This is a genomic window from Rhodococcus sp. BL-253-APC-6A1W (assembly GCF_012843405.1).
Lineage (GTDB): Bacteria > Actinomycetota > Actinomycetes > Mycobacteriales > Mycobacteriaceae > Rhodococcus.
Map to the genome: position 1 here is coordinate 152497 of NZ_JABAFB010000003.1, position 21861 is coordinate 174357.

Annotated in this window: 19 protein-coding genes; 4 read left to right on the forward strand and 15 right to left on the reverse strand. The window is 67.0% G+C overall.

Annotated elements, in window-relative coordinates; translation table 11 throughout:
* Positions 1 to 160 precede the first annotated feature (160 nt).
* Positions 161 to 661 carry a TetR/AcrR family transcriptional regulator C-terminal domain-containing protein gene (locus tag HF877_RS05345; RefSeq protein ID WP_296549088.1) on the forward strand — a complete coding sequence of 167 codons (501 nt, stop codon included), beginning with the start codon at positions 161 to 163 and terminating at the stop codon, positions 659 to 661.
* A gap of 98 nt (positions 662 to 759) precedes the next feature.
* On the opposite strand, the gene HF877_RS05350 is transcribed toward HF877_RS05345, so the two are convergent.
* The 3 genes from HF877_RS05350 to HF877_RS05365 all read right to left on the reverse strand — a co-directional run bounded on the left by HF877_RS05350 (position 760) and on the right by HF877_RS05365 (position 3206).
* Complete coding sequence (locus HF877_RS05350) at positions 760 to 1998, reverse strand: DUF6596 domain-containing protein (protein ID WP_169620142.1); 1239 nt, start codon at positions 1996 to 1998, stop codon at positions 760 to 762.
* Complete coding sequence (locus HF877_RS05355) at positions 1995 to 2390, reverse strand: YciI family protein (protein ID WP_169620143.1); 396 nt, start codon at positions 2388 to 2390, stop codon at positions 1995 to 1997. The genes HF877_RS05350 and HF877_RS05355 overlap by 4 nt, the downstream gene beginning before the upstream one ends.
* Before the next feature lie 636 nt (positions 2391 to 3026).
* The gene (locus tag HF877_RS05365; RefSeq protein WP_169620145.1) at positions 3027 to 3206 is read right to left on the reverse strand and encodes a hypothetical protein; all 180 of its coding nucleotides are present in this window, start codon (positions 3204 to 3206) and stop codon (positions 3027 to 3029) included.
* A 399-nt stretch (positions 3207 to 3605) separates the two neighbouring features.
* On the opposite strand from HF877_RS05365, the gene HF877_RS05370 reads away from it, so the two are divergent.
* A complete protein-coding gene (locus tag HF877_RS05370; protein WP_169620015.1) occupies positions 3606 to 4598 on the forward strand; it encodes a hypothetical protein in 993 nt (330 codons plus the stop codon).
* Positions 4595 to 5587, forward strand: a complete 993-nt coding sequence (locus tag HF877_RS05375; protein ID WP_169620146.1) for a hypothetical protein — start codon at positions 4595 to 4597, stop codon at positions 5585 to 5587. The genes HF877_RS05370 and HF877_RS05375 overlap by 4 nt, the downstream gene beginning before the upstream one ends.
* 511 nt (positions 5588 to 6098) lie before the next feature.
* Here HF877_RS05375 and dnaE read toward each other — a convergent pair.
* Genes dnaE through lspA form a run of 5 tightly spaced genes read right to left on the reverse strand, consistent with a single transcriptional unit; the run spans position 6099 to position 12763 of the window.
* Positions 6099 to 9635, reverse strand: coding sequence for a DNA polymerase III subunit alpha (dnaE, locus tag HF877_RS05380; RefSeq protein ID WP_169620147.1), 3537 nt, complete (start codon positions 9633 to 9635; stop codon positions 6099 to 6101).
* Between the two features lie 38 nt (positions 9636 to 9673).
* The gene (rarD, locus tag HF877_RS05385; RefSeq protein ID WP_346765067.1) at positions 9674 to 10594 is read right to left on the reverse strand and encodes an EamA family transporter RarD; all 921 of its coding nucleotides are present in this window, start codon (positions 10592 to 10594) and stop codon (positions 9674 to 9676) included.
* A 52-nt stretch (positions 10595 to 10646) separates the two neighbouring features.
* Positions 10647 to 11294, reverse strand: a complete 648-nt coding sequence (locus HF877_RS05390; protein WP_169620149.1) for a hypothetical protein — start codon at positions 11292 to 11294, stop codon at positions 10647 to 10649.
* 3 nt (positions 11295 to 11297) lie between these two features.
* A complete protein-coding gene (locus tag HF877_RS05395; RefSeq protein WP_206036640.1) occupies positions 11298 to 12206 on the reverse strand; it encodes an RluA family pseudouridine synthase in 909 nt (302 codons plus the stop codon).
* Positions 12207 to 12220: 14 nt separating this feature from the next.
* Positions 12221 to 12763: a signal peptidase II gene (gene lspA, locus HF877_RS05400; protein ID WP_240952056.1), complete on the reverse strand. Its 543-nt coding sequence runs from the start codon at positions 12761 to 12763 to the stop codon at positions 12221 to 12223.
* Between the two features lie 206 nt (positions 12764 to 12969).
* On the opposite strand from lspA, the gene HF877_RS05405 reads away from it, so the two are divergent.
* A complete protein-coding gene (locus HF877_RS05405) occupies positions 12970 to 13926 on the forward strand; it encodes a hypothetical protein (RefSeq protein ID WP_169620151.1) in 957 nt (318 codons plus the stop codon).
* 94 nt (positions 13927 to 14020) lie between these two features.
* On the opposite strand, the gene HF877_RS05410 is transcribed toward HF877_RS05405, so the two are convergent.
* From HF877_RS05410 to HF877_RS05440, 7 genes are all read right to left on the reverse strand, one after another.
* Positions 14021 to 14515, reverse strand: a complete 495-nt coding sequence (locus tag HF877_RS05410) for a hypothetical protein (protein WP_169620152.1) — start codon at positions 14513 to 14515, stop codon at positions 14021 to 14023.
* Positions 14516 to 14636: 121 nt separating this feature from the next.
* Positions 14637 to 15974, reverse strand: a complete 1338-nt coding sequence (locus HF877_RS05415) for a DNA polymerase IV (RefSeq protein ID WP_346765068.1) — start codon at positions 15972 to 15974, stop codon at positions 14637 to 14639.
* A gap of 53 nt (positions 15975 to 16027) precedes the next feature.
* Entirely contained in the window at positions 16028 to 19126 is a 3099-nt protein-coding gene (ileS, locus tag HF877_RS05420; RefSeq protein ID WP_346765079.1) for an isoleucine--tRNA ligase, read from the reverse strand.
* Positions 19127 to 19488: 362 nt separating this feature from the next.
* A complete protein-coding gene (locus HF877_RS05425) occupies positions 19489 to 19734 on the reverse strand; it encodes a hypothetical protein (protein ID WP_169620154.1) in 246 nt (81 codons plus the stop codon).
* A gap of 45 nt (positions 19735 to 19779) precedes the next feature.
* A complete protein-coding gene (locus HF877_RS05430; RefSeq protein WP_169620155.1) occupies positions 19780 to 20619 on the reverse strand; it encodes a DivIVA domain-containing protein in 840 nt (279 codons plus the stop codon).
* 151 nt (positions 20620 to 20770) lie between these two features.
* Complete coding sequence (locus HF877_RS05435) at positions 20771 to 21061, reverse strand: YggT family protein (RefSeq protein ID WP_169620156.1); 291 nt, start codon at positions 21059 to 21061, stop codon at positions 20771 to 20773.
* Between the two features lie 113 nt (positions 21062 to 21174).
* Positions 21175 to 21834: a cell division protein SepF gene (locus HF877_RS05440; RefSeq protein WP_169620157.1), complete on the reverse strand. Its 660-nt coding sequence runs from the start codon at positions 21832 to 21834 to the stop codon at positions 21175 to 21177.
* Positions 21835 to 21861: the final 27 nt, after the last annotated feature.

Consider the following 21861-nt stretch of genomic DNA (forward strand, 5'->3'; position numbering starts at 1 on the left):
GGAACGCTCGTACGGCACACGCGGTCCGGCGCCGGCGCACAGCCGCGACGATGTCGCTACCGCGGCGATGGAACTTGCAAACGAGGGGGGATTGCCGGCCGTCTCCACTCGCCGGATCGCGCAGAAACTCGGAGTGAGTCAGTCGGCTCTGTACCGCTACGTGGCGGGGCACGACGAAGTATTCGACCTCATGGTGGATGCCGCTGCCGGGGAGATCGACCTCGATGTGGCGCTGCGCGGCGAGGCGATCGACGACCTCACCGCCCTCGCGGCTCGCGCGAAGGGCGTTCACGTGAAATACCCGTGGCTGCTTGATATTCCGGTCGAGTCGATGCGCGTCGGCCCTCGCGGAATCGACTTTCTCGAGTATGCGCTCCGGGCCATGGCGGCGGTCGACGCGACGGGGGCGGTGAAGCTTCAGGTGGTGGCCGTTCTGAACACCCTTGTCCAGCAGTTCGCTCGTGCCGAGGTCGGTGGTGGAACGGCAAGTCGGGAGCGTCGATCCTCTCAGGTGATGTACTTGCACAAAACGGCCGCGGTTGGCGATCATCCGTATCTTGCAGCTGCGCTCCATATTTCGGATCCCGGCGCCGACCAGCCCGGTGACATGTTCGAGCCTGTGGTGCGCCGAGTCCTCGGCGGCATGCTGATGCCGGAGTGACTGCGACGTGGTGGTGTGGCCTCTAATAGAGGCAGGCCGCGTCGGAGCAGTTGCCCGTCGCAGGTGGATGCGTGCCGGCAGCAGAACGCAGGGGGTTGTTACTCGATCGCGTCAGCCTGTACACGGGTGATCTGGCTGTTGAGGAAGCGCTGTTCGGGAATGTTTGTGCACAGCCTGCTCGCGATCCTGAACGCCTCCAGCGCCTCTTCCCGGCGACCGCAGGCTTCAAGGAGGGGAGCCCGTACTGCGTGCAGGCGGTGACTTCCGCTCATACGCGGATCGTCGAGGAGCGGTTCCACCATGCTCAACGCGCTCACCGGCCCCTGTGTTTCGCTGACGGCCACCGCGTAGTTCAAGGTGACGGCCGGCGACGGGGCGACATGGGCGAGCATGGCGTACAGCTCTGCGATCTGCTCCCAATCGGTGTCCTCCCAGCCGGGAGCCTCCGCGTGCACCGCCGAGATCGCGGCCTGTAGCTGGTAGGCGCCCACCGGACCGGTGGGCAGTGCATGTTCGATGAGGTCGATCCCCTCGGCTATCACTTCCCGATCCCACAGGGAGCGGTCTTGATCCCTGAGTGGTATCAGGTCGCCGCGTACCGTGATGCGCGCAGGCCGACGCGCTTCGCTGAGCAGCATCAGTGCGAGCAGCCCCGCCGTCTCCGGCTCATCGCGGAACCCCTTGTACAGGAGGCGCGCCAAGCGGATCGCCTCGGTCGTGACCGCAGCGTCGAGCAGTTGTTTCCCGTCAGCGCGGCTGTGTCCGGCGGTGTACATCAGGTACAGCGCGTGCATCAGAGCTGGAAGTCGCTCTTTCGGCGATGCGGGTGGCGGGAATCGTCTGCGGTGCAGATCGATGGCCGCCTTGGCTCGACTGATTCGCTGACCGGCGGTGGAGGACGGAATAATGTGTACGGCGGCGATCTGCTTGGTGGTGAGCCCGAGCACCGTCCTCAAGGCGAGCGTCACCTGTGACTCCGGCGTCAGCGCTGGATGGCAGCACAGGGTCAGGACTTCCAGGGAAGCATCCTGGTTCTCGACCATCGATTCAGCCTCGACCGCGTGATAGGGCTGGTCCGACGTAAAGACGTGTCGTTCGCGATCTCGTCGCGCAGCGTCCTGGCGTCGGGCATCGATGAGGCGTCGCGATGCCACGCGCAGCAGCCAGCCTCGGGGTTTCTCCGGCACGCCTCTCGCGGGCCACTGACGGGATGCCTCGATCAGGGCCTCCTGCACGGCGTCCTCGCAGGCGGCGAAGTCGCCATACCTCCTGACGAGCGCAGCGAGGATGTGTGGCGTCTCGCGCCGCCACACATCCTCGCCGACCGTGGCAGTCATTCGCTGCTATCGCCTCCGGGCCACATGACGGGCCGCAGTTCGACGGTCTCACCCGGCCCGGCGAACCTTGCGACAATCTCCTCGGCGCGACTCGGTGAGTCGACGTCGATCATGAAAAAGCCGGCCAGGTGCTCCTTGCTCTCCGCGTAAGGTCCGTCGCTGGAGGTGGGTTCCCCGGCCTGCCAACGGTACAGCTTCGATGCGGCTGGATCTCCGAGCGCTTCGCCGCCGAGCAACTCGCCACTCTCCTGCATCTGACCGAGCAGGGACTCGAAGTCGGCGTTCATCCTCTCGCGCTGTGCCTGCGGCAGCGCCTGGTGCTCTGCCAGGTAGTCACCGGTCGGGTGGCCCCAGGGCTGGGGATTCGAGTGGATAAGGATCACGTACTTCATCGGTCTGCCTTCCGTCGAGAGCCGCCTCCCGGCCCTTCTAATGTGACATCGGAGCCGGTCGATCATCTTCGACACGATCCGAAAATCGAGTCGCATCAGACGGTCTCTGCAGATGAGTGCACTTGTCAGCAGACCCCAGGGCGAACCCATGACGGGCAACCGTCCGCTGCTTCGCGCGCTGTCGAGGCAGGTGGAGCGAGTTCCCCACAATGCTCGTCGGACTGTCGGAGAGCGAGCTCCGCCAATCCGCCGTGCAGTCGGGGTGGTCTCCACTCGGTATGAGCGTCCATGTACGAGAGGGAGTGCGCTTCTTTCTGGACGAGATCATGCTCGGCAACGCTCCCAACTACTCCGTACCTGGCGACTTCGAAGTCGATCCCGGCCTCAACGGCACTGAGGTGCTGGCGGTTCGAGCGCGTCACCACATCCGCGCTCAAGGGGTGTTGTGCATCTCCTCGGGGAGACCAGCTGTCATCTCGGACACCTCAACATTGCCCGCGAAGTCATCGATGGGGCAACTTGGGATTTGGAGATAGGAACCGATGACCTCGACACAAGTGCCGTCGACGAGATGGCGTTGGTGTCGGCTCGCGTGACAGGCCACCGCGAGAGCAACCCATAGCGACTCCTTGCTGGTCACGCCGCTTCAGGACTGGCAGCCGGTGGCACCCAACCCTTGGCGTAGGTGTCGACGTATTCCTGTCCTGTTCGGGACCGGATCGCGGCCATCACGGCGTCAGTGGCTGCGCGTACGCCGTCGACGCCGGCTCTCCGATAGACGGACAGATCCAGCGGTTCGAGGGCCTCGACCACCATCCGACGACGCCACCACGGCACGCTGCGATCGGGCGTGGTTCCAGTGATCGCGACCGGAACGAGAGGTGCTCCGGTTGGTTCAACAGTCGACGACCACGCCGGACCCGGCAGAGGTGGCCGCCGCCCTGTGGGTGGGCATCCACGGAATCGCAGTCCTGTCATCGACAGGGTCACTCGAGCTAGCCACGTCTGGGGTGAGTACCAACGAACCGATCGACCGCGTCGTGCACAACAACCTCCGCTGATCCGGCAATGCATCTGGCGTCTAAACGCAGCGTCGGAGCCAGCGCCTACTACCCCTGCGTCACCGCTCCGTCCCTAGGGATTTGCTGAGCGATACAAGCTAAGGCAGGTATTTTCATCTATGCTTGTATCCTCAGGCAGAGGGGGCGAACCAGCATGAAAGAGACAGCACAGCTCCTCACCAACGCGGTAGAACTGCTGCGCCGAGCCGGCATCCGCATCGCGTCGGGCTCCCTGCACGAGCTGGACCTGACGCTTCCCGACGGCCGTACGCGGTCCACCATCGTGCGAGTGCGGCGGCGTCCCCCCACCCCACACACGCTCACCGCCCTTCGCAAAACTCCGATCCCGGCTCGCCACCTGCTGATCGTCACACCACACGCCACCCCGCACCTGCGCACTCTCGCCTTGGATGGCGAAGTCGACGTGATCGCCCCCGGTGAGAATCTGATCGTGCTCGGTGGCACCCGCTACCCGGTGGCACCCGAATCCGCCCCCCGGCCCGCGTCCGCCGGGCACCCGGCCCGCGGCCGCAAACCGTGGACCCGCTGGGCGATCGAACGGTTGCTCCTGTTGACCGACCAGCCGATGCCCCAACGAGAACTCGCAGCGACTTTGGACGTCACCCAGCAGGCGGTGTCGCTGGCGCTGCAACAGTGCCCTCACGTGCACCGGACCCCCGCGGGCTGGGTCGCCGACTCCCGCGAGGCACTGCTCGAGGACTATCTTGCCGACTATCCCGGCCCGGGCGGTGCGACGACGTACTGGTACGGCGCGGACCCGGTTCTCGCCCAAGCGGCCACCGCGGTGGAGTTCTGCACCGACCGGGGTGTCACCGCCCTCCTCAGTGGGGATGCGGCCGCGGACGTGTACGCACCGTGGCGTCTACCGGCCCAGGCCGTGCTCTATGTCCCGGAGTTCGTCGACGTGGCCACGGCCGGGTTCGGTCCCGCCTCCGCAGAGGCCCATACGCTGGCGGTCACCGTGCCGGCGGATCCGACACTGTGGCGCACCGCCGCCGCAGCGGGCGAACCGGCACTGCTGGCCGATCCGCTGATCGCCGTGCACGATGTGCTCCACAGTTCCGGTGCCGACGCACACGAGGCCGCCGAGCACCTGCTCGCCGCGATCAAGAAGGGTGCACTGTGATAGAGGTCGAAGTCCTTGCCGCATCGAACGCGGCCGATCGCGGGCTGCGCGCCCTCGCCGATCTCGCGGCGGCGGCCTACGGCAGCAACTATCGGGTGATCGGCGGGCACATGGTGCACCTGCTCAACCGGATCTATCCGACGACCGACTCGGTCGCTCGGGTGACCGCCGACGCGGACGCCGGCATGGACACCGTCGCCGCTGCCGACAGCGCTCTGCACGACGCGCTCGTCGAACGCGGATACCGGCTGGTGACAGGGAATCACTACGAAGCGCCCTCCGGCTCGGCGACCCCACTGTCGGTGGACCTGCTGGTCCCCAGCACCAGCGGACGACCCTTGGCGAAGATCGAGTACGACGGCCGAGGATTCCATGCGATTCCCGGCCTGAATCTCGTGCTCGCCACCGACGCGCTCGACGTGCGGGTCCGCGCACGCCTGACCACCTCCGAGACGTTGCTGTTCGAGGTGCCGGTCCCCGACGTCGAGCAGGCGGTCGTGCTCAAAGCGCTTGCCTGGCGCAGCCGCCTCGCACCGAAGGACGTCACGGATCTGTGCGCCCTGTTGGTCATCGCCCACGAGTATCGGGATCGGCTCCCCGAGTGGAAGCTCGACACTCCACACAAGGGTGCCCGTGGCGATGCGGCCAAGGCACTGTTCGCTCTGGTGTCGATGATCGACCGACGCCGCCCGGTCGACGGCCTCACGATCGCGCCGGGCCGTCTCGCCGCTCTCATCCGCACACACGTCGCCGACCCCGATGTGAACCCAAACCGACCGGGTAGCCGCAACGAGGCCGGGGTCGAGGTCGCACCCGATCGCAGCGGACGCGACGCCCTGCTGTCCGCACTGGCTGCCGCTGCGGCAGCGCATGCGCAGCAGCCGCGGTCTGCCCGAACCAGCGAGCCACGCATGGGCGGTCACTCATCTTCTGGTCTCGAATCCGCACCCGATCCTGCATGCAGAGTCAATCCAGAACCGGGCGCGTAAGCAGTCGAGAAGGGCTGCAACGCTATCCGGTTTTCGGGGTCGGCGGGCTCGCCTGATATGGCTGCACTCGACGATGCTGTCGTTGACCGCGGCCGGCACCGTGTCGTCGGTTCGTACAGGTCGATGCGGTCGAGGGCATCGGCGACGCCGCTGGGAGCAGCGATGATCCCGATCAGGAATCGGGTGTTGACGCGCAGTCTCACGTACGGCGAGCTTTCGCCGGGTCGGTGGGTGGCGCACACGAGACCCCGCAGTGCGGCTGCGCGGCGATCTTCTGTGGCAGCGGTGCCAGATTCGGCGGGGGCTGCCGAATCGCCCACTGTCGACAACTACCCCGCTACCGGGGCCTTCGAGCGCGAGGGCCTTCTCGTCTATCCCGAGCCACCAGCGCATCGCGCAGCTCGGTGTAGGGGTTGCGCGGCTCGGGCCCGACTCCGGCTTTGCGGTGTGCCGCGGTCGCGGAACAACAGCTGGAACACCCCGACCCCGGAGCCCGGTGCCGAGTCCCCGGTCAGGTCGCCAGACAGCTGGGACCGAGCAGCGCCTTCAGGTCACCCATCAGCGCGGACGAGGGTTCGACGCGCAGGCTGTCGTCGAGTCGGAGCACCGTGACCTTGCTCCCCGTGATCAGTCGCACGTTCACATCGGCCGTCCCCGGATGCCTCGTGAGCACATTCTTCAGCGCCCCGACCTTGTCGGGAGTGCACAGCCGTGTCGGCATCGACACCGACACCGGTTTCGCGACCCCGATCTGGGACAGGTCGGGTACGGCGAGGTCGTTGGCGATCAACGAGATGCGGTCGTCGCGGACGGAGACCCGCGCCTTGACGAGCACAACCGAGTCCTCGACGACGTCCATGCCGTAGACGGCGTAGGCCTGCGGGAAGAAGAGCACCTCGATGCCGCCGGTGAGGTCTTCGAGCTGAGCCGACGCCCACGCGAGACCGTTCTTGTTGATGCGCCGGTTCACCGACGCGAGGATGCCGCCGACGGTGACCTGCGTACCGTCCTTGAACCCGCCCTCGAGGATCGCCGGAATGTGCGTGTCGGATTGGGCGGCGAGTACGTGCTCGACACCGTTGAGGGGATGCCCCGAGACGTAGAGACCGAGCATCTCGCGTTCGAGCGCGAGACGATGCTTGCTGTCCCACTCCTCGTCGGGGATCTTCACGTTGAACACCGACGCGACCGACTCGTCGGCGTCGGCGCCGCCGAACAGGTCGAACTGGCCAATGGCCTCGGCCTTCTTGGTGCTCATCACCGCGTCGATCGCGTCGGCGTGCACGAGCATCAATCCCTTACGGGGATGCCCGAGCGAATCGAAACCGCCTGCCTTGATGAGAGATTCGGTGACCTTCTTCGAGCAGGCGACCGTGTCGATCTTGTCGAGGTAGTCGGAGAAGTCGGTGAACCTCCCCTTCTCCTCACGGGCCTTGATGATCGATGCCACGACGTTGGTGCCCACGTTGCGCACCGCGCCGAGCCCGAACCGGATGTCCTCACCCACCGACATGAAGTTGGTGTGCGACTCGTTGACGTCGGGGGGCAGCACGGTGATGCCCATCTTGCGGCAGTCGGACAGGTAGATCGCGGCCTTGTCCTTGTCGTCGCCGACCGAGGTGAGCAGACCCGCCATGTACTCGGCGGGGTAGTTCGCCTTCAGGTACGCCGTCCAGAAGGAGACGAGACCGTAGCCGGCTGCGTGCGACTTGTTGAACGCGTAACCCGCGAACGGGAGGATCGTGTCCCACAGGGCCTTGATCGCCGGCTCGGAGAAGCCGTTCTTCAGCATGCCTTCCCGGAAGCCCGCATACGCTTCCTCGAGCACCGAGAGCTTCTTCTTACCCATGGCGCGCCGGAGGATGTCGGCCTGCCCGAGCGAATAACCGGCCACCTTCTGAGCGATCTGCATGATCTGCTCCTGGTAGACGATCAGACCGTAGGTGTCGGAGAGGATCTCCTTGAGCGGTTCCTCGAGCTCGGGATGAATCGGGGTGACCTGCTGCCGGCCGTTCTTACGGTCGGCGTAGTCGTTGTGGGCGTTCATGCCCATCGGGCCGGGGCGATACAACGCCAGGACGGCGACGATGTCCTCGAAGCCGGTGGGCTGCATGCGGCGCAGCAGATCGCGCATGGCGCTGCCGTCGAGCTGGAACACGCCGAGGGTGTCGCCGCGCGCGAGGAGTTCGTAGGTCGCCGGGTCTTCGAGCGGAAGAGTGTCGAGATCGAGATCGATCCCGCGGTTGACCTTGATGTTCTCGATCGCGTCACCGATCACGGTGAGGTTGCGCAGCCCGAGGAAGTCCATCTTCAGCAGGCCGATGGCCTCGCACGACGGGTAGTCCCAGCCGGTGATGATCGCGCCGTCCTGCGCACGCTTCCACAGCGGGATCGCGTCCATCAGCGGCTCGGACGACATGATCACCGCGCAGGCGTGCACGCCTGCGTTACGGATCAGGCCTTCGAGGCCTTTCGCGGTCTCGTAGATCTTCCGCACGTCGGGGTTCGAGTCGATCAGCGCGCGCACCTCGACGGCTTCCTTGTACCGCTCGTGGCTCGGATCGGTGATGCCGGACACCGAGATGTCCTTCGCCATGATCGGCGGCGGCAGCGCCTTGGTGATCTGGTCCGCGATGGCGAAGCCGGGCTGCCCGAACTGCACTCGGGCGGAGTCCTTGATCGCGGCTTTGGTCTTGATGGTGCCGAACGTGATGACCTGCGCCACCTTGTCGGTGCCCCACTTCTCCGAGGCGTACCGCACCATCTCGCCGCGGCGGCGGTCGTCGAAGTCGATATCGATATCGGGCATCGACACGCGCTCGGGGTTGAGGAATCGCTCGAAGAGCAGTCCGTGCGGGATGGGATCGATGTTGGTGATGCCCATCGCGTAGGCGACGAGCGAACCCGCGGCCGAACCACGACCGGGTCCGACCCGGATACCGACCTCCCGAGCGTGATTGATCAGGTCGCCGACGACGAGGAAGTAGGCCGGGAAGCCCATCTCGTTGATGACGCCGATCTCGTAGTCGGCGCGTGCGAGGTACTCCTGCGGCGGGCCGGACGGGAACCTGCGGTCGAGTCCGCGCATCACCTCGTGGCGCAGGAAGCTCTCCTGGGTGTGGCCTTCGGGCACCGGGAAGATCGGCATGCGGTCGCGGTGGGTCCACACGTCGTCGTACGGCTGCACGCGTTCGCCGATCAGCACCGAGTTGTCGCACGCGCCGGGCACCTCGGCGTCCCAGATGGCGCGCATCTCGTCGGCGGACTTGAGGTAGTAGCCGTCACCGTCGAACTTGAACCGGGTGGGATCGGAGAGCGTCTTGCCGGTCTGGATGCACAGCAGCGCTTCGTGGTTCTCCGCGGCGTCCTTGGTCACGTAGTGGCAGTCGTTGGTGGCCAGCGGCGGGATACCGAGCTTGTTGCCGATCTCGAGCAGGCCCTCACGGACCCGGCGTTCGATGGACAGACCGTGATCCATCAGTTCGAGGAAGAAGTTGTCCTTGCCCCAGATCTCCTGCCACTTCGCTGCGGCCTCGAGGGCCTCGCGGTCGTGGCCGAGCCGCAGGCGGGTCTGGATCTCGCCCGACGGACAGCCGGTGGTGGCGATGATGCCCTCGGCGTGCGACGCGATGAGTTCTTCGTCCATGCGCGCCCACTTGCCCAACTGTCCCTCGATCGAGGCCAGGGAGGACAGCTTGAACAGGTTCCGCAGGCCGGCGGCATTCTCCGCGACCATCGTCATGTGGGTATAGGCACCCGAGCCGGAGACGTCGTCGGACTTCTGGCTCGGGTCGCCCCACTTGACACGCTTGGTGTCGAAGCGGGAGCCGGGTGCGACGTATGCCTCGATACCGATGATGGGCTTGATGTCGTACTTCTTGGCGACGTTGTAGAACTCGCTGGCGCCGTACATGTTTCCGTGGTCGGTCATGCCGACGGCCGTCATCCCCAGCCGCTGCGCCTCGGCGAACAACGGGCCGACCTTGGCGGCGCCGTCGAGCATCGAGTACTCGGTGTGGTTGTGCAGATGAACGAACGAGTCAGCCACGCGTGCCTCTCCCGGGATGTCTGTGGGCACCGACGAGTCTAAGCCGAGCTACCGACAGCCTTGACCGCGGCGCGCCCACGACGCGACCGGATCAGCGCGTCGGTGCTGTACACCACAAGCGCCACCCAGATCAGGACGAAACCGATCCACCGCGACGCCGGCATGTCCTCGTGGAGGACGAGCACCCCCCACGCCATCTGCAGGCTGGGCGTCAGGTACTGCAACATCCCCAGCGTAGCCAGCGGAACGCGTTGGGCGGCAGCCCCGAACAACAGCAACGGCACGGCGGTGACCACCCCCGCGGACATCAGCAAAGCCGTGTGACCCGCACCGAAACCGAGGAAGGTGCCGGCCCCCGTCACAGCGAGAAAGATCACGTATCCCAGCGCGAACGGAGCCGCGACCACGCCCTCCCCCGCCAGCGATGTCCTCGGGTCGAGTGGCACGACCTTCTTGATCACTCCGTACAACGCGAACGACAGCGCCAGCGTCAGCGCCAGGACCGGGGGCCGCCCGTAGTCGACGGTGATGACCAGGACCGCACACACCGCGAGCACGAGCGCAGCGATCTGGGCCGGCCGCAGCCGCTCGCGGAAGAACAGCACGCCGAACAGCACGCTCACGAGCGGATTGATGAAGTACCCCAGTGCGGTTTCGACGACGCGCCCCGACGTGACCCCGTAGATGTAGGTGCCCCAGTTGACCGCGATCGCCGCCGAGGCCGCCGCGACGAGTGCCCAGGTGCGCAGGGACAGGCCGCGCAGCGAACCGAGCCTGCCCATCACGGCGAGCACGACGACCATGAGCACGAGCGTCCACAGCACCCGGTGCGCGAGGATCTCGATGGCACCGGCCGGCGCGAGAAGCCCGAAGAAGGCGGGAAAAAGCCCCCAGGACAGGTATGCGCCGAGGCCGCACAGCACGCCTGTGCGCAGAACGGGAGCGGTCGGGCGGTTCACGAGGACACCGTACGGCTGCGACGATCCCGGCTCACGCCGAGGGCGGACGATCTCAGGGTTCGGCGTCGTCCGGGCCGGGCACGACGGTCTCGGCATGCTCGGGCAGCAGCGGGATCAGGGAGAAACGTCCCGCGACGGCATCGGACGGGAGTACTTCCACCGCGCGTACTGCCGGGTCGTCGGCGGCGGCACGCAACTGTGCGGCGGTGCCCCGCACCGCGACGCCGACGACGCAGGCACAGCCCGCGGCCAGCCGGTCCGCCGACACCGCCGCGATCCGCGCGGCCCGGTCGGGACCGGACGACTGGAGACGCAACCGTCCCGCCGCCACGAGCGGAGCCTTGCGCAGCGCCTCCGGGTGCGCCGACACTGCCACCGGGACGAGCGGCGTCTGCACTCGGTCGATCGGAACGCGAAACAACACCTGCGCGATCCGCAGTTGCCCGGGCAGAGCCGCGACGGCGGCCGTGTCGACCTCCCGCTCGAACGAGATCAGGCCCCAGTGCGGGGCGTCCGGTTCGCGTTCCGCGTCGGCAAGGCTCGCGTCGGCGCGTGCGAGATAGTCGGCGACGAGTTCACCGCTGTCCGGACCGAGGCCGTCGCTCCGTACCGAGGCGGGCCGCACGGGCGAGAGCCACCCTGCGACGAGCACGGCGAGAACGAGGACGGCGACAGCCGCCCACGGGAGCGCGCGCCTCATCGGTCAGGCGCTGCGGAGCACGTCGAGTGCGTGTTCCAGATCGGCCGGGTACTTGCTCTCGATCTCGATCCACTGCCCCTGGGTCGGGTGCGCGAACCCCAGCGACTTTGCGTGCAGCCACTGGCGCTCGAGACCGAGCCTGGCCGCGAGGCGCGGGTCGGCACCGTAGGTGAGGTCGCCGCAGCACGGGTGCCGCAACGCCGAGAAGTGCACCCGGATCTGGTGCGTGCGGCCGGTCTCGAGGTGGACGTCGAGCAGGCTCGCGGCCTGGAACGCTTCGATGGTGTCGTAGTGGGTGACGCTGGGCTTGCCGTCCGCGGCCACGGTGAATTTCCAGTCGCTGCTGCGGTGCCGGCCGATGGGTGCGTCGATGGTGCCGCTGCTCGGATCCGGGTGGCCCTGCACCAGCGCGTGGTACCGCTTGTCGATGGTGCGCTGCTTGAAGGCGCGTTTGAGCACGGTGTAGGCCCGCTCGGAGGTCGCCACGACCATCACCCCCGAAGTCCCGACGTCGAGACGGTGCACGATGCCCTGCCGTTCGTGCAGACCGGACGTGGAGATGCGGAACCCTGCGGCTGCGAGACCGCCGATGACGGTCGGCCCGGTCCACCCCACGCTCGCGTGCGCCGCCACCCCGACGGGCTTGTCGACCGCGACGATGTCGTCGTCGGCGTACAGGATTTCCATGCCCTCGACGGGCTGTGGCTCGATGGTCAGCGGACGCGGCGGCTCGGGGAGTTCGACCTCGAGCCACGACCCGGCCGAGAGACGATCGGACTTGCCGACGGGCGTCCCGTCCACGAGGACGGCGCCCTCCTCGGTGAGTGCGGCGACGGCGGTACGGGACAAACCGAGCAGGCGGGCGAGGCCGGCGTCGACACGCATCCCGTCGAGCCCGTCGGGTACAGGCATCGACCGGGTTTCCCTCACTGGCGGCTTTCCTTTCCGGTGGTGTCGGATTTCGTGGACCTGCTGCCGTTCGGCTCGATACCGAACACGGTCAGCGCGACGAGGAGGATCGCTCCGCACACGATCGCGGAGTCGGCGACGTTGAACACCGGCCACCATCCGACCGACACGAAGTCCACCACGTGACCCTGCAGCGGGCCGGGGGAACGGAAGAGGCGGTCGGTGAGGTTGCCCAGCGCCCCGCCGAGTACCAGGCCGAGGCCCAGTGCCCACCAGCGCGACTGCAGTGTCCTCCCGATCTTGATCACGCCGATGACCACGCCGATCGCGACGATGGTCAGCAGCCAGGTCATGCCCGTGGCCATGGAGAACGCGGCACCGGGATTACGGACGAGCGTGAGCGTCACCGTGTCGCCGACGATGGACACCGGATCGGCAGGATCGATGAAGCGGACGGCGAGCACCTTCGTCACGAGGTCCGCCACGTAGATCAGGAACGCGAGGACGAAGAGGGCGCGGGTCGCCCGACGACCGACCGGGGACTTCACCGCGCCGTCCAAGGGTTCCTCTGCCGCGTCGGGCAGGGGTGCCGCTACCGCGTCGGGCAGGGGTGCCGCTACCGCGTCGGGTGTGGGCGTCTCCACCGCCCTCGGCACAGCGGGATCGCCCGCGGGATCGGGGCGGGAAGCTTCGTCAGTCACCTTTACATCATCCCCTACCCGCACGAGTGAGCGGTCACCCCTCCCGCCGTGGCTACCCTGGTGATGTGCCTGTGCTGTCCAGATTCCCTCACCCGAGGCCGTGTGCCCTCGCCGCCGTTCTCTCCCTCGCCGCGTTCGTCACCGGATGCGGCGATTCTTCGGAGGGCGCCCCTGCTACATCCGCGGCGACATCCTCCGAGGTGACGGTGCCCGTATCCGCGGTGACGACCACGGTGTTGGAGGCGGGCAGCGAGCCCCGCGCGGTGGTGCGGCTCGCACCTCCGGCCGACGTCGAGCAGAACGTCGTGCTGACCACCCGCTCGGAGGTGTTCCAGCAGATCGACAAAGAGCCACGTCAGGACTTCTCCACTCCCGAACTCAACCTTCCCCTCGCCGCGTCGGTGACGCAGGCGGTCTCCGACACCCAGCCGAGCACGCTCGTCGACATCGTTCTCGGCGAAGGGACGTCGCCCGATCCGATGCTCGCGTCGGCGCTCGCCGACGCTGCCGGCTCCCGGGCCGGGCTGACGGTCGCCCCGACCGGCGCGATCAGTGCACTCCGATTGGCGCCGACGGTGGAAACGGCGAACGTCGCCCGCTCCGCGATCGAGCAGGCGTTCTATCAGTCCGTGTACCGCATGGTCTCGTTCCCGGACGCCGAGATCGGCGTGGGCGCGGTGTGGCAGATCCGTCAGCAGGTGATGAGCGCCGGCGTCACGATCGACCAGGTGAGCACCGCCACGCTGGTCTCCGACGACGACGAGCGCGTCACCGTCGACGTCCGGGTCGAGCAGACACCGCAGGGCTCGGTGTGGATGCTGCCCAACGGACAGGGCCAACTCGACATCGAGCACTACACGATGGCCGGGGAAGGCAGCATGACATTCGATCCGATGCTTCCGTTGCCCGTCGAGGGGACACTCGTGCTGTCGGGCGACCAGGTCTACGTCGACCCCGACGCCACCACCCGGCTCGCGCAGTCGCAGGTCGACCGCGTGGAATGGCACTCCCCCGAGAACTGACCGGGTCCGAACAGCGAAAAACGGTGCCCTACGCGGAAATCCGCGTAGGGCACCGTTCTGTGCCTAACCCTTGTATCAGGGTCGGGCAGGGATATCAGGGGCAGGCAGGGGTCTGCAGCTGCGCGGCCGCGACGATGCCGCAGGCGTTGTTCTTCGACAGCTTCCAGACACCGTCCTCCGCGACGAAATCGACGGTGCCGGTGGCGACCTGGTCGCCGAGCTGGGTTTCGATGCCGGCGGTGGCGGTGCCGTTCTCGTTGTCGTTGACGTCGATGATGGTGATCACCGCACCGGCCTGCTTCGCAGCGATGGCGACCTGGTCGATCAGGGTGGGATCGAGCTCGGCGCCCTGCACCAGGTCGGTCTTCTCCTCGGCGGGCACGGTCTCGTCGAACGCGCGGTCGAGCGAGGCCTGCAGTTCCTCCGGGGTCGGGACGGGCGGGTAGTCCGCAACGACCTCGGTCGTCGTGGTTGCCGTCGTGGTCTTCGCGGTGGTCTCGGTGCTACCTCCGTCATCCGAGCTGCAGGCGGACATCGTGAGGGCGGCGGCGAGCGCCACCGTGGCCACGGTGATCTTGCGAAGCTTCAACTTGTCGTCCTTCTCGTTTCTCGGTCGTGCACGAGTATTCGTGCCCGGTTCATCCGGTTGCGATCGTCCGCAACAGTACCCGGCGGTAGTAAGAACACCGTGAGGGTAGTGAGAACCCGTGTCAGTTCAAGCTCGCCAGCGGATCGGCCATCTCGAGACGCGAGTCGTCTTCAGGGAGTGTACGAGCGGGTCCCGGTCCCGTCGAGCGGGTCTCGAATCGCACGGTGACGACCCCGTGGCCCGCTCCCTGCACCCACCCGTGCCCGTATTCGGGATGGAACACATCCGTTCCCGGACGCCACCGGTCCGCGAGCACCGGCGCGATCGCCGGGAGATCCGCGTCGTCGGCGACGGTGTCCGGCGCATCGCCGTCCGACCGGTCCAGTTCCGGGAACAAGGTGTCCTGCACCGACGCCGACAATCCGGCGAAGCCGACCCCGACGAGGCGGATCGGGCCGATGTCGAGCGGGTCGAGGGAGAGCCGTTGCGCGGCCGCGGTGAGCACCTGCAGGTCTTCGGTGGCGTACGGCAGCGTCGAGGACCGGGTCAGCACCGACATGTCGGATTTCCGCAGCTTGAGCACCACCGTGCGCGCGGCACGACCGTCTTTGCACAGCCGGGTGTGCGCCGCGAGCGCACTCGCCGAGATGGCGCGTCGCAGGTCCGGGAGCGCGACGATGTCGGTGGCGTAGGTGGTTTCGGCGCTGATCTGTTTGGCTTCGGCCCGCTCCGCGACGGGCCGGTCGTCGTGCCCGTTGGCGAGCCGGTGCAGCCCCGGGCCCACGGTGGGCCCGAGGACGGACGCGGCTTCCGCGACCGGCATCGATGCGAGATCGCCGATGGTGTCGATTCCGAGCTTGCGCAGCCGCTCTTCCGAGACCGGTCCGATACCCCACAGCTTGCGGACCGGAAGACCGTGCAGCAGCGCCAATTCCTCGTCGGGCGGAACGACGAGAAGTCCGTCGGGCTTCGCGAGACCCGACCCGATCTTGGCGATCTGCTTTCCCGAACCCGCCCCGATGGAGGCAACCAGTCCGGTGCGCTCGAGCACGTGTGCGCGCAGTTCCGTGCAGAACCGCTCGACCTCGGCGGCGGACGCTCCCGCGAGTCCGGTCGGTTCGGCGAACGCTTCGTCGAGGGACAAGGTCTCGAGCACCGGGACGTGGGCACGCAAGGTCTCGAACACGACCGAACTCAGGTGGTGGTAGACCACCCCCCGCGGTGGCAGCACCACTGCCGACGCTCCGATGAGCCGGCGTGCGCGGCTCATCGGCATGGCGGAGCCCGCGCCGTACACACGAGCCTCGTAACTCGCGCCCGCGACGACGCCGCGGGCACCGAGCCCACCGACGAGCACCGGCCGACCCCGAAGGGTCGGCCGGGTCAGTTGCTCGGCGGACGCGAAGAACGCGTCGAGGTCCAGGTGCAGAACCCAGCGCCGACTCACGGAGGCGGGCACGTCTCCAGGTTAGAGCCCCACACCGACGCGCTCACGCCTGCCCGCCCGCGCATTCACGCCTTGGTGATGGACGCGCGGACTCCTTCACCCAGCTCGATCGCGTCCGGTCCGGTGGGGCCGAGGTCGAACGTCGTCGCGAGGACTTCACCGGCGATCAGATCACGGTGCCGGGCCGCCCACTCGGCGCGGTCTGCGGGAACCTCGAACTGCACCGAGATCCGGTCGGACACATCCAGACCCAGGTTGCGGCGCGCGTCCTGCAGCTCCCGGATGCGGTCCTTGGCCCAGCCCTCCGCCTCGAGTTCCTCGGACACGGCCGTGTCGAGGACGACGAGCCCGTTGCCGTCGGGCAGTGCGGCGGTGGATTCCGGTTCCGCCGCGACGAGCCTGCTCGTGTACTCCTCCGGCAGCAACTCGATGCCGGCTGCGGTGACGACGCCGTCCTCGGACTCGGTCCAGTCCCCTGCCTTGACTGCCTTGATGACCTTCTGGACGTCCTTACCGAGGCGCGGTCCGGCGACCCGTGCGTTCACCGCGATCTCGAAGCGGCCGTGCGCTTCCACGTCGTCGGTGGTCACGACCTTCTTGACGTTGACCTCGTCCTTGATCAGGTCGACGAACGGTTCGAGGTGCGCCGAGCCCGGTGTCGCGACCGTGACGAGCGGCAACGGCAGCCGCACGCGGAGATGCTGTGCCTTGCGCAGCGACAGCACCGTCGAGCAGACACCGCGGACCTCGTCCATCGCGGTGACGAGCGCGGGATCGGCGGGCAGTTCCTCCGCGGTGGGCCAGTCGGCGAGATGCACCGAGCGCTCGCCGGTCAGCCCACGCCAGATCACTTCGGTGGCCAGCGGCAGGAGCGGCGCCGCGAGCCGCGTCACGACTTCGAGGACCGTGTGCAGGGTGTCGATCGCGTCGCGGTCCTCGTCCCAGAACCGCGAGCGGGACCGTCGCACGTACCAGTTGGTCAGTGCGTCACAGAATGTGCGCAACTCGTCGCAGGCACCGGCGATGTCCACGGCCTCGAGCGCGTCGGTGATGACGTCGCGGGTCTCGGCCAGCTTGGCCAGGATGTACCGGTCGAGGACGTTCGACGAGTCGGTGCGCCACGTTCCGGGGGTCGACGCGTACAGCTGCAGGAAGCTCCATGCGTTCCACAGCGGCAGCAGCGCCTGTCGCACGCCCTCGCGGATGCCCTGCTCGGTGACGACCAGGTTGCCGCCGCGCAGGATGGGCGACGACATGAGGAACCACCGCATGGCGTCGGAGCCGTCGCGGGAGAACACCTCGTTGACGTCGGGGTAGTTGCCCTTCGACTTGCTCATCTTGAGGCCGTCCTCGCCGAGGACGATGCCATGGGCAGCAACGGTTTTGAACGCCGGACGGTCGAACAGCGCGGTCGCGAGGACGTGCAGCGTGTAGAACCAGCCGCGCGTCTGCCCGTTGTACTCGACGATGAAATCGCCGGGGAAGTGCGAGTCGAACCAGTCGGTGTTCTCGAACGGGTAGTGCACCTGCGCGAACGGCATCGAGCCCGATTCGAACCAGCAGTCGAGCACCTCGGGAACCCGGCGCATCGTCGACGCCCCGGTGGGATCGTCGGGATTGGGCCGGGTGAGCAGGTCGATCATGGGCCGGTGCAGATCGTCGGGCCGCACGCCGAAGTCACGCTCGAGTTCGTCGAGCGAGCCGTAGACGTCCACTCGGGGATACTCCGGGTTGTCCGACACCCAGACCGGGATCGGGCTGCCCCAGTAGCGGTTCCGGCTGATGTTCCAGTCGCGTGCACCCTCGAGCCACTTACCGAACTGTCCGTCGCGGATGTGTTCGGGCACCCAGGTGATCTGCTTGTTCAGCTCGACCATGCGGTCGCGGAACTCGGTGACCGCGACGAACCACGACGGCACCGCCATGTAGATCAGTGGCTGGCCCGAACGCCAGGAATGCGGGTACGAGTGCTCGATCGTCTCGTGGCGCAAGAGTTTTCCGGCGGCCTTGAGGTCCTTGATGATGACCGGGTTGGCGTCGAAGACCTGGAGGCCCTCGTACGGCGGCACCATCGAGGTGAACTTGCCACCCGGGTCGAGCGGCTGCACCAGTTCGATGCCGTTGCGCTGGCAGTACTCCATGTCCTCTTCACCGAAAGCCGGTGCGAGGTGGACGATTCCGGTACCGGAGTCGGTGGTGACGTAGTCGGCGGCGATCACCTGGTGCGCGTTGTCCCGGCCGACGAAGAAATCGAACGGCGGCTCGTACGCGAGACCGACCAGATCCGCTCCGGTGTACTCGGCGAGCACCTCCGGCTCGTCTCCGAGCTCGCGGCTGTAATGGCCGAGCCGGTCCTTCGCGAGCAGATAGGTCTTGGCCTCGTCACCGCTGCCCGCCCGCACCGCGACATAGGTGATGTCGGGGTGTACCGCGATCGCGAGGTTGGACGGCAGCGTCCACGGCGTCGTGGTCCAGATCAGCGCGTTCGCCCCGTCGAGCTCGCTGCCCGGTGCCCGCAGCACCATGTCCACGGTGACGGCCGGGTCCTGACGCATCTTGTACGCGTCGTCGAGACGGGTCTCCTGGTTGGACAAGGGAGTCTGCTCGTACCAGCTGTAGGGCAGCACGCGGAAACCCTGGTAGATCAGGCCCTTGTCGTACAACGACTTGAACGCCCACATGACCGACTCCATGAAGTCCAGGTCCAGCGTCTTGTAGTCGTTGTCGAAGTCGACCCACCGGGCCTGCCGGGTGACATAGTCGCGCCACTCGCCCGTGTACCGCAGCACCGACTGCTTGCAGTACTCGTTGAACTCCGCCAGACCCATCGTGTCGATCTGCGACTTGTCGGTGATGCCGAGTTGCTTCTCCGCCTCGAGCTCGGCGGGAAGTCCGTGGCAGTCCCACCCGAATCGGCGATCGACCCTCTTGCCGCGCATGGTCTGGAACCGCGGCACGAGGTCCTTGACGTACCCGGTGAGGAGATGGCCGTAGTGCGGCAGACCGTTCGCGAACGGCGGGCCGTCGTAGAACACGTAGTCCTCGGCGCCGGCGCGGTGCTCGAGCGACGCCCGGAACGTGTCGTCCTTCGCCCAGTGTGCGAGGACCCGTTCCTCGAGGTCGGGAAAGTCGACGCCGGAATCGCGCGGGAGCCCGTAGTCCACTCGGGGATACCCGCTGCCTTCCGCCGGCGTCGCCGTGGGTTCCGGGGTGCGATCCGATGCAGCGTGATTGTCGGTCACAGCGTTGATACCTCCGTGCCTGTGTCTTCCGGCACGGGGACGATCACCGTGCCCTTCGCACGGTCACCGCGGTACCACCCCGCTTGCTCGCTCCTGCGGAACGAGCCACTCGTTCTTCGGGCTGTGACGGGCCCACCCGTTCGGTTCTACTGAGCGGTGCCCACACGAGCGGTGCATCGCTGTTCTTCCGAAGGCTCCCCGGTGATGGCCGGATCGACGCCGCCCCGCTGGGCGGGGGTACTGCTCATCTTCGACGATTGTGCGCTTCCCATTGTAGGGAGCGATCACTCGTCCGAGGAACCCTGGTCTTCCGGGGCCTTCTTCGGCGTGCGAGACGACGAGCGGCCCGTTCGGGCGGCGCGATCGCCTGCCGACGCGTTACGCGCGCCGAGTGCGCTGACCAGCAGGAGCACCGCCCCCACCACGCACACCGCGATGCAACCCCACGCCCACACCACCGAACCGGTCATCAGCGCAATGACGAGAAGACCGAATCCGATTGCTGCGAGCACCAGCGTCACGACCAGCACGACGCTCCTCCTCAACCGCGGGGCAACAGCGACCGTAGAGCTCGGTCAGTTGGTGCCCTTCGCGAAGGACGTGGAACCGAAGGACGAGGAATTGGACTGATTGAACGCATCCTGGCCGCCGTCGACGGGCACCGCGGAGCCACGCTGCTCGAGTTCCTCGAGCTGCGATTCGAGGTACGACTTCAGGCGGACGCGGTACTCGCGCTCGAACGTCTTGAGCTGCTCGATTCGTCCTTCCAGCACCGAACGCTGCTGGTTGATCGTCGCCATGATCTCGGTGTGCTTCTTCTCCGCGTCGGCCTGGAGGGCATCGGCCTTCTCCTTGGCCTGACGCAGTTGCGTCTCGGACCGGGTACGCGCATCCGACAGCATCGCGTCGGACTTCTGGCGTGCGTCGGCAATCATCGCTTCGCTGCGCGTCCGCGCGTCGGAGACGAGCTGCTCCGAGTTCGTCCGCGCGTTGCGTACGAGCTCTTCGGCCTCGGTCTTGGCGTCGCCGGTGAGCCGGTCGGCCATCTCCTGGGCAAGTCCGAGCACCTTGGCGGCCTGCATGCTGGCGTCACCGCTCGTCGGCGCGGCAGCCGCCACGGGCGCCGGCGTCGGTGCGGGTTCCGGCTTCGCAGTCTCGACCACCCGTGCCGGCTCGGGCTTGGCCTGGGCTGCCGGAGCGGAGGACGCCGAGCGCGGGGCCTTCTTGGCCTCGGCCAGCTCCTGGTCGAGTTCGGCCACGCGCTGACGGAGGTCGGCGTTCTCCTCGATCAGGGAGGTCAATTCCTGCTCGACGAGATCGAGGAATGCGTCGACCTCGTCCTCGTTGTATCCGCGCTTCCCGATAGGGGGCTTGCTGAACGCGACATTGTGCACATCAGCTGGTGTCAGCGGCATGGAAGGGTCCCTTCACGCGTCAAATAAGCGGTCAAGCAGGCGTTCGGTGTTATCGACAGTGCGTCACGCGTATCAAAACTCACTGTATCCGGCTTCCCATTCTGGCACATCGCGGTCGTCACGAGCCTCGTGGCCGCGCCGGGACGGCGCGTCATACAACCCCGCCACGCGGCAGGAACGCCATGAGGAAGTACACGATGAACAGCAGGACCATGATCGAAAGGTCGAGCCGGACACCGCCGAGATTGAGCGGCGGAATCAACCGCCGCAACAACTTCACCGGCGGATCGGTGACGGTGAAGATTGCCTCGAGCACCACCACGACGAAACCCGAGGGCTTCCAGTCCCGAGCGAAAGTCCTGATGAACTCGACGATGATCCGCCCGATCAGCAGAAGCCAGAAGATGAAGAGCAGGAACCAGAGCACCTCGAATACGGCCACGTTTCCACAATGCCCGACGAACACAAGCTAGCCAAACCGAAACGCCCGGCCTGCAGTGATCTGCATCATGGCCGGGCGTGTTCGCGAGCCGTGAGGGTGACGGCGCGCGTCGGTTACTGCTGGTTGTAGAAGCCGGTCTCCGCGATGCGCTTGCGTTCTTCGGCGGAGACGTCGATATCTGCGGGCGAGAGAAGGAACACTTTCGTCGCGACCTTGTCGAAAGAACCCCGCAAGGCGAAGGCGAGGCCCGCCGCGAAGTCGACGAGTCGCTTGGCGTCGGCGTTGCTCATCTCCACCAGATCCATGATCACCGGCGTGCCATCGCGGAACCGCTCGCCGATGGTGCGTGCCTCCCCGTAATCCCGGGGTCGCAGGGTGGTGATCTTCGACAACGGTCCACCTTCGTCGAACAGAGCGCCGCGGCGGGGTTCCACGCGGTCGAGTCGAGCTTCGGCGCCGAGCGCCGAACGGGCCGGCACACGTGCCGGCGCTACGGATCGGGGTGCCCGCGCCGTGATCGGCTCGACCCGGGGAGCCCGGGCCGGCGGTTCGTAGCGATCGAAGTCGTCGTCCGCGAATTCACGGACGCTGTCGTCACGCCGGACGGGCGGGTACTCGTCGCGGTGCGACGGGGCGTACGAGGAGTACGGCGGTTCGCCGTAGTCGCGATCCCGCTCACGGCGCGCACTCGACGGATCATCGAGGTAATCGTCCTCGTAATCCTCGAGCGGCACCATTCCGAAGTAGGCCTTGAACTTGTGGAGCGTGCTCATCGATCGCCCTTCCCTCACGTGGCGGTT